At 62.8% G+C, this 8,601-nt stretch carries 7 protein-coding genes, 1 tRNA gene and 1 pseudogene; all 9 read right to left on the reverse strand.

What is annotated here, in order from left to right; genetic code table 11:
- Positions 1–109: 109 nt before the first annotated feature.
- Entirely contained in the window at positions 110–4,264 is a 4,155-nt protein-coding gene (gene rpoB, locus ABE546_RS18370; RefSeq protein ID WP_313209703.1) for a DNA-directed RNA polymerase subunit beta, read from the reverse strand.
- Positions 4,265–4,560: 296 nt separating this feature from the next.
- Positions 4,561–4,929: a 50S ribosomal protein L7/L12 gene (rplL, locus tag ABE546_RS18375; RefSeq protein WP_019186119.1), complete on the reverse strand. Its 369-nt coding sequence runs from the start codon at positions 4,927–4,929 to the stop codon at positions 4,561–4,563.
- Between the two features lie 62 nt (positions 4,930–4,991).
- Positions 4,992–5,525: a 50S ribosomal protein L10 gene (gene rplJ, locus ABE546_RS18380; RefSeq protein ID WP_121044660.1), complete on the reverse strand. Its 534-nt coding sequence runs from the start codon at positions 5,523–5,525 to the stop codon at positions 4,992–4,994.
- A gap of 387 nt (positions 5,526–5,912) precedes the next feature.
- Positions 5,913–6,611, reverse strand: coding sequence for a 50S ribosomal protein L1 (gene rplA, locus ABE546_RS18385; RefSeq protein ID WP_121044663.1), 699 nt, complete (start codon positions 6,609–6,611; stop codon positions 5,913–5,915).
- A 4-nt stretch (positions 6,612–6,615) separates the two neighbouring features.
- Positions 6,616–7,044: a 50S ribosomal protein L11 gene (gene rplK / locus ABE546_RS18390; protein ID WP_019186116.1), complete on the reverse strand. Its 429-nt coding sequence runs from the start codon at positions 7,042–7,044 to the stop codon at positions 6,616–6,618.
- Between the two features lie 243 nt (positions 7,045–7,287).
- On the reverse strand, positions 7,288–7,848 hold the full coding sequence (gene nusG / locus ABE546_RS18395) for a transcription termination/antitermination protein NusG (RefSeq protein WP_019186115.1): 561 nt from the start codon (positions 7,846–7,848) through the stop codon (positions 7,288–7,290).
- Positions 7,849–7,858: 10 nt separating this feature from the next.
- A complete protein-coding gene (secE, locus tag ABE546_RS18400; RefSeq protein WP_121044666.1) occupies positions 7,859–8,266 on the reverse strand; it encodes a preprotein translocase subunit SecE in 408 nt (135 codons plus the stop codon).
- A gap of 44 nt (positions 8,267–8,310) precedes the next feature.
- A tRNA-Trp gene (locus ABE546_RS18405) sits at positions 8,311–8,386 on the reverse strand.
- Positions 8,387–8,491: 105 nt separating this feature from the next.
- Positions 8,492–8,601: pseudogene (locus ABE546_RS18410) on the reverse strand (elongation factor Tu); the annotation flags it as partial.

Below are 8,601 nucleotides of genomic sequence, written 5' to 3' on the forward strand. Positions count from 1 at the left end.
TGTTGCTCTTTTTTTTTTTGGTTTTTACCCCAATTGTTTAATTTTTTTTGTTGGGGGGTGTGGTTTCTGTGGGGGGGGGGGGGGGGGGGGGCCCCCCCCGCCTGCGCGATCAGTTGCCGTCCAGTTCCATGTTGATGGCCAGCGAGCGGATTTCCTTCACGAGCACGTTGAAGGATTCCGGCATGCCCGCGACCATCTCGTGCTCACCGTCGACGATGTTCTTGTACATCTGGTTGCGGCCCTGCACGTCATCGGACTTCACCGTCAGCATTTCCTGCAGGGTGTAGGCCGCGCCGTAGGCTTCCAGCGCCCAGACTTCCATTTCACCGAAGCGCTGGCCACCGAACTGCGCCTTGCCGCCCAGCGGCTGCTGGGTAACGAGCGAGTACGGGCCGGTCGAACGGGCGTGCATCTTGTCGTCGACCAGGTGGTTCAGCTTCAGGTAGTGCATGTAGCCCACGGTGGTGTGGCGATCGAATGCCTCACCGGTGCGGCCGTCATACAGCTGGGTCTGGCCGCTCAGCGGCAGGTCGGCCAGGGCAAGCATGTGCTTGATCTCGGCTTCGGTGGCACCGTCGAACACCGGCGTTGCCATCGGCACGCCGTCGGTCAGGTTGGCGGCCAGGCGCAGCAGCTCCTCGTCGCTGAACTGGGTCAGATCGACGTGGTTGGCGTGCTGGGTCTTGTCGTGGTTGTACACGTCGTCCAGGAACGTGCGCAGGTCGTTGATCGCGGCCTGGGCTTCCAGCATGCCCTGGATCTTGCGACCCAGGCCCTTGGCGGCCCAACCCAGATGCACTTCCAGAATCTGGCCGATGTTCATACGCGACGGCACGCCCAGCGGGTTCAGCACGATGTCCACGGTTTCGCCCGAGGCCATGTACGGCATGTCTTCGACCGGCACCACGTTGGAGACCACACCCTTGTTGCCGTGGCGGCCTGCCATCTTGTCACCCGGCTGGATGCGACGCTTCACGGCCAGGAAGACCTTGACCATCTTCAGCACGCCCGGGGCCAGATCGTCGCCCGCGGTGATCTTGCCGCGCTTGTCGGCGAAGCGACGCTCGAATTCCTTCTCGTGCGCCTGGATCTGCTTCTGGGCGCGTTCGATGGCTTCCGAGGCGTCCTCGTCCTTCATGCGCAGCACGAACCAGTCCGCCTTCTTCAGGCCGTCCAGGTAGGCGTCGGTAACGGTGTCGCCCTTCTTCAGGTTGGCACCGCCGTTGACCACCTTGCCCACGATCTGCGAACGCAGACGGGCGTAGATGGCACCTTCCAGGATGCGGAACTGGTCGTCGAAGTCCTTCTTGACGCGCTTGATTTCAGACTCTTCGATCTGACGGGCGCGCTTGTCCTTCTCGATGCCGTCGCGGGTGAAGACCTGCACGTCGATGACGGTGCCGTCCATGCCCGGCGGCACGCGCAGCGAGCTGTCCTTCACGTCCGAGGCCTTCTCGCCGAAGATCGCACGCAGCAGCTTCTCTTCCGGGGTCAGCTGGCTTTCGCCCTTCGGGGTGACCTTGCCGACCATGATGTCGCCGGCGCGGACTTCGGCACCGATGTACACCACGCCCGACTCGTCCAGACGGTTCAGGGCCTGCTCGGACACGTTCGGGATGTCGGCGGAGATTTCCTCCGGCCCCAGCTTGGTGTCACGCGCAACGCAGGTCAGCTCTTCGATGTGGATCGTGGTGTAACGATCCTCTTCCACCACACGCTCGGAAAGCAGGATGGAGTCTTCGAAGTTGTAGCCGTTCCACGGCATGAAGGCGATCAGCATGTTCTGGCCCAGGGCCAGTTCGCCGATGTCGGTGGACGGACCATCAGCCAGCACGTCGCCACGCGCCACCACGTTGCCCACTTCCACCAGCGGACGCTGGTTGATGCAGGTGTTCTGGTTGGAACGGGTGTACTTGATCAGGTTGTAGATATCCACGCCGGCGTCGGTCGCGTCGGTGATTTCCACTTCGTTGACCTTGACCACGATGCGGCCGGCGTCGATCTGCACGATCTCGCCGCCACGACGGGCGTTCACGGTCACACCGGAGTCACGGGCCACGGCGCGTTCGATACCGGTACCCACCAGCGGCTTCTGGGCACGCAGGGTCGGCACGGCCTGACGCTGCATGTTGGCGCCCATCAGTGCACGGTTGGCGTCATCGTGCTCCAGGAACGGGACGAGCGCGGCAGCGATCGACACGGTCTGCATCGGCGAGACGTCCATGAAGTGGACTTCTGCCGGCGGCTTGAGCAGCGACTCACCCTGGAAGCGGCACGGCACGAACTGCTCGGTGAGCATGCTCTTGGCATCGGTCAGGGCGTTGGCCTGGGCGATGACGTACTCGTTCTCTTCGATGGCCGACAGGAATTCGATCTCGTCGGAGACCTTGCCGTCAGCAACCTTGCGGTACGGGGTTTCGAGGAAGCCGTACTGGTTGGTGCGGGCGTACACGGCCAGCGAGTTGATCAGGCCGATGTTCGGGCCTTCCGGCGTTTCGATGGTGCAGACGCGGCCGTAATGGGTCGGATGGACGTCGCGCACTTCGAAGCCGGCACGCTCACGGGTCAGGCCGCCCGGGCCCAGGGCCGAGACGCGACGCTTGTGGGTGACTTCCGACAGCGGGTTGTTCTGATCCATGAACTGGGACAGCTGCGAGGAGCCGAAGAACTCCTTGATGGCCGCGGCGACCGGCTTGGCGTTGATCAGCTCCTGCGGGGTCAGGCCTTCGGATTCGGCCATCGACAGGCGTTCCTTGACCGCCCGCTCGACGCGGACCAGGCCCACGCGGAACACGTTCTCGGCCATTTCACCGACCGAACGCACACGACGGTTGCCCAGGTGATCGATGTCATCGACCACGCCACGACCGTTGCGGATCTCGGTCAGGACCTTGATCACTTCCAGGATGTCGGAGGTGTCGGCGTGCTCGGCGACCAGGCGCTTGGACTCTTCGTCGTTGCGCTCACCGAAGTACTTGCGGTCGTACAGCACGGCTTCGCCGGTGACAGCCTTGCGGCCGACACGGCGGTTGAACTTCATGCGGCCGACCGTGGACAGGTCGTAGCGCTCGAAGGTGAAGAACAGGTTGTGGAACAGGTTCTGCGCGGCATCCTTGGTCGGCGGCTCGCCCGGACGCATCATGCGGTAGATCTCGACCAGGGCTTCCAGCTGGGTCTTGGTCGGATCGATGCGCAGGGTGTTGGACAGGTACGGGCCACGATCCAGATCGTTCACCCACAGGGTGCCCACGGCATCCACACCGGCCTTGCGGAAGGCCTGCAGCTGCTCGTCGGTGATTTCGTCGTTGGCCTGGGCCAGCAGTTCACCGGTGTTGGCATCGACCACGTCGTGCGACAGGATGCGGCCGACGATGTAATCGTCCGGCACGGCCAGGGCGGCGATGCCCGAGGCTTCCAGCTGCTTGACGTGACGCGCGGTGATGCGCTTGCCGGCTTCCACGATGACCTTGTCACCGTCGGCCAGGTCGAAGTTCAGGGTCTCGCCGCGCAGACGCTCGGCCACCAGTTCGAGCTGCACGCCTTCATCGGGGTTGATGTGGAACGTGTTGATCTCGAAGAACTCGGCCAGCATCTCTTCGTTGCTGTAACCCAGCGCACGCAGCAGGATCGAGACCGGCAGTTTGCGGCGACGATCGATACGGGTGAACAGGGCATCCTTCGGGTCGAACTCGAAGTCCAGCCAGGAACCGCGGTACGGGATGATGCGGGCGCTGTACAGCAGCTTGCCCGAGCTGTGGGTCTTGCCACGGTCGTGGTCGAAGAACACACCCGGCGAACGGTGCAGCTGCGAGACGATCACGCGCTCGGTACCGTTCACGATGAAGGTGCCGTTGTCGGTCATCAGCGGGATTTCGCCGAGGTAGACCTCCTGCTCCTTCACGTACTTGATGGCCTTGGTCGACGACTCACGGTCGTAGATCACCAGGCGCACGGTCACGCGCAGCGGCGCGCCGTAGCTCATGCCACGCTGGCGGCACTCGCGCTCGTCGAACACGGGATCGCCGAGCTTGTAGCCGACGTATTCCAGGGCAGCGTTGCCGCTGTAGCTGGAGATCGGGAACACCGACTTCAGGGCGGCATGCAGGCCGTGGTCCGTGCGCTTGGCCGGATCGACGTTTTCCTGCAGGAATTCACGGTAGGAATCGACCTGGATGGCAAGCAGGAACGGCACTTCGAGGATCGAGCGCTGCTTGCCGAAATCCTTGCGGATACGCTTCTTTTCGGTGAACGAATAAGACGTCATGAGGTATCACCTTGGCTGTGCGGATCGTGCGTCCACGACCCGAGGGGAAACTGAAATTGTCAGTTGGAAGTCGCTGGTATTGCCGGCACCAGCACGCCTTCTCCCGCTACTTCCAACTGCCAACTCGTCTGCATCCACTCCCCTGCCCGCGCGCCTGGGCGCCGCTGTGACGGGGGATGACCGCAGCCCGTGTTGGGCTCGTATTTCGGGTGTTGCGTGAAACGACCAAAGGCCGGGGGCTTACGCCCCCAGCCTTGGCTGCATCGCCGTGTTTCGATGGCGAGGCAAGGAACTGCTTACTTGACTTCGACAGTCGCGCCAGCAGCTTCCAGGTCCTTCTTGAACTTGGCAGCGTCGTCCTTCGAAGCGGCTTCCTTGATCATGCCGCCGGCTTCTGCCAGATCCTTCGCTTCCTTCAGGCCCAGGCCGGTGATGGCGCGGACAGCCTTGATGACTTCGACCTTCTTGTCGCCGGCCGACTTCAGGATGACGTCGAATTCGGTCTGCTCTTCAACAGCGGCAGCCGGGCCAGCAGCAGCAGCTGCGGCGACCGGAGCAGCGGCGGAGACGCCGAACTTCTCTTCGATGGCCTTGACCAGCTCCATCACTTCCATCAGGGACTTCTCGGCGATGGCGTCGACGATCTGTTCGTTGGTAAGGGACATTTTGATTACCTTTGGATAATTTTCTGGGTTGAGGTTCCGTTCGGAACCACGGAAACGTCGACTCAGGCGGTTTCGGCGACCGGCTCGGCAGCGTCAGCGGTTTCACCGCCACCCTGCTTGTCGGCCACGGCCTTGACGGCACGGGCGAACATCGTGGCCGGCTCGGCCAGGACGCGGGCCAGCATGGCCAGAGCCTGATCACGGGTCGGCAGCGAGGCCAGCACGTCGACATGGCCAGCCGGGAACAGTTCCCCGCCGATGGCCACGACCTTTGCCTGCAGCTTGTCGTTGGTCTTGGCAAAATCCTTGATCAGGCGACCGGCTGCGCCGGGCTCCTCGAGCGAGAACGCGTACAGCAGCGGACCGACGAGCGCGTCTTTGGCGCATTCGTATTCGGTACCTTCCACTGCACGTGCCGCCAGCGTGTTCTTGACAACTTTCAAGAAAACGCCGGTTTCGCGTGCCTGCTTGCGCATCGCGGTCATCTGGGAGACCGTGGTGCCAGCGTATTCGGCTGCGATCAAGGAGTGGGCCTTGGCGGCGACGTCTGCCAGCTCGGCGACTACTTCTTGCTTCTGGGACAGATTGAGAGCCATTGCACTCCTCCAATTGAACTCCGCTTACGGCTCCTGCCGTGTGCGGTCCTGGGCGGCATCCGTCCTGGACGCCGGGAACATCAGGTGATGTTCCAAGGGTGGGCCGTTCTAGACCTGGATGGCCAACCTGGGAGAACCCAGACGTGCGTAAACCAGAAAAACTCCAGAAGGGCACCATCTACGCAGGGTGATTCCCGGGGGAATCGATTAAGCGTTCGGTACTGCGCCGGCGGCGACTCCCTGCCAATGCGAGCATCCTTGCCCGTCGCCGGTATGTACTGACCGCGCCTGCGGTCTTTGACGGCTATCTCTGCAGGGCGAGCCCCACTCGGATTGCCTTCAAATATCGCGGGTACCGGACCGGGGTCCGGCACCCGCTTGAAACGATTACTTCAGCGACAGCGAGGACTGGTCGATGGTCACGCCCGGGCCCATCGTCGAGCTGACCGAAACCTTCTGCAGGTAGGTGCCCTTCGAGGTGGCCGGCTTGGCCTTGACCAGATCCATCAGCAGCGCCTGCAGGTTCAACTTCAGCGCGTCTTCGGCGAAGTCGGCCTTGCCGATGGTGCAATGGATGATGCCGGCCTTGTCAGTGCGGTAACGCACCTGACCCGACTTGGCATTCTTGACGGCTTCGCCCGGGTTGGCCGACACGGTGCCGACCTTCGGGTTCGGCATCAGGCCGCGCGGGCCGAGCACGGTGCCCAGCTTACCCACGACGCGCATGGCGTCCGGGGTCGCGATGACGACGTCGTAGTTCAGATCGCCGGCCTGCATCTTCTCGGCCAGGTCGTCCATGCCCACGGCTTCGGCGCCAGCGGCCAGGGCTTCGTCAGCCTTGGCACCGGCCGGTGCGAAGACGGCAACGCGCACGCTCTTGCCGGTACCGGACGGCAGCACGGTGGAACCGCGCACCTGCTGGTCGGACTTCTTGGCGTCCACGCCCAGGCGCACAGCAACGTCGAAGGACTCGACGAACTTGGCCTTGGTAGCGGTCTTCAGGATCTTGATGGCGTCCTCGAAGGCGTATGCCTTGCCCGGGACGACGGCGGCCTTGATGGCCTTCTCACGCTTGGTCTGTGCCATCTTCTTAACCCTCTACCACGAGGCCCATGGAACGGGCAGAACCGGCGATGGTGCGCACCGCGGCATCCAGATCGGCAGCCGTCAGGTCTGCTTCCTTGGTCTTGGCGATCTCTTCGAGCTGCTTGCGGGTCACCTTGCCCACCTTCTCGGTGTTCGGGCGCTTGGAGCCCGAGGAGATGCCTGCAGCCTTCTTGAGCAGCACGGCAGCCGGGGTGCTCTTGGTGATGAAGGTGAAGGTACGGTCCGAGTAGGCCGTGATGATGACCGGCACCGGCAGACCCGGCTCCAGCTTCTGCGTGGCGGCATTGAAGGCCTTGCAGAATTCCATGATGTTCAGGCCACGCTGACCCAGCGCAGGACCGACCGGCGGCGAGGGGTTGGCCTGACCGGCCTTCACCTGCAGCTTGATATAACCGACAACTTTCTTTGCCATGAGTATGCTCTCCGGGTGCTAGCGCCTTACGACAACAGGCTCCCCATCGGACCGGGAATCACGCGTCCCGGCATCGCGTTTTGAATTCACGCAGAAGGCCACCTCGCGGCGGCCCTTGCTTTTTGCCAGCTTCCTGGCAGGAAGCCGCGCACTATATCAGGTTTTTTCCGCCCTTGCCTCAAGGCTGACGGGCGCAGGCTGTTCAGGTTCCGGGCGGCCGCCCGGAACCCTGCCGCCCCAGGCTCAGACGGCCTTTTCGACCTGGCCGAATTCGAGCTCGACCGGGGTGGCGCGACCGAAGATCAGCACCGAGACGCGCAGACGGCTCTTCTCGTAGTTGACTTCCTCGACCACACCGTTGAAGTCGTTGAACGGACCTTCGGTGACACGGACCATCTGGCCCGGCTCGAACAGCACCTTCGGACGGGGCTTTTCCACACCTTCCTGAACGCGGTCCAGGATGGCGGCAGCCTCTTCATCACGGATCGGCAGCGGACGATCGGCGGTACCGCCGATGAAGCCCATCACCTTGGAGGTGTCCTTGACCAGGTGCCAGCTTTCGTTGTCGATGCGCGGGATACCGTTTTCTTCGTGGGTCTCGATCTGGACCAGCACGTAACCCGGGAAGAACTTGCGCTCGGAACGGCGCTTCTGGCCGGCGCGCATTTCAACCACTTCCTCGGTCGGGACCAGGACGTCACCGAAGCGCTCCTGCATCTCGTCACGCACGATGCGATCGCGCAGAGCCTGCGCAACCGACTTTTCGAAGCCCGAATAGGCGTGAACGACGTACCAACGCTTCACTGGTTTCTCCTTATCGACCCAGGAACCACTGGGTCAATTTCTGAATCACGAAGTCAAATCCGCCCAGCAGCAGGCTGAGGATGATCACCACAACGATCACCACCCAGGTCATGCGAATGGCTTCCTGGCGCGTCGGCCAGACCACCTTGCGCAGTTCGAAACGCGATTCGGAAAGGAATTCCCGCGTGTCGCGACCCTTGCCGGTCAACAGGAACACGCCGAGGCCGGCCACCAGGCCAACGACAACGGCCAGACCGCGAAGCGGACCGGCCCATGCACTCTGGGAGGCATGCTCAGGAGCACCGAACCAATACCAAGCAAAAAGACCCGCCAGCACCAGGATCGCTGCGACGGCGTACTTGACGATGTCACCTCCAGTGGAGGCGTTGTCTTTGGAATGCTCGATCTTGCTGTTCATCCGGCTCTGGCTGCTGTGGCGGCATAGCCGCTGGAAGGGAGAAGTGGCACGCCAGGAGGGACTCGAACCCCCAACCTGCGGTTTTGGAGACCGCTGCTCTGCCAATTGAGCTACTGGCGTACTGAAAAAACTTGCCTTCCCTAAGACGGCGAAGGCGGACCGAGGTTCCCGGCCCGCCACTCGCGAGACCGGCAGCAGCGCTATGCGACCGCCGGTATTGCAGTATTACGCGATGATCTTGGAGACCACGCCGGCGCCGACGGTACGGCCGCCTTCGCGAATCGCGAAGCGCAGGCCTTCATCCATGGCGACCGGGTTGATCAGGGTGACAACCA

The organism is Stenotrophomonas sp. TWI377, from assembly GCF_039674525.1.
In the GTDB taxonomy this organism is placed as follows: Bacteria; Pseudomonadota; Gammaproteobacteria; order Xanthomonadales; family Xanthomonadaceae; genus Stenotrophomonas.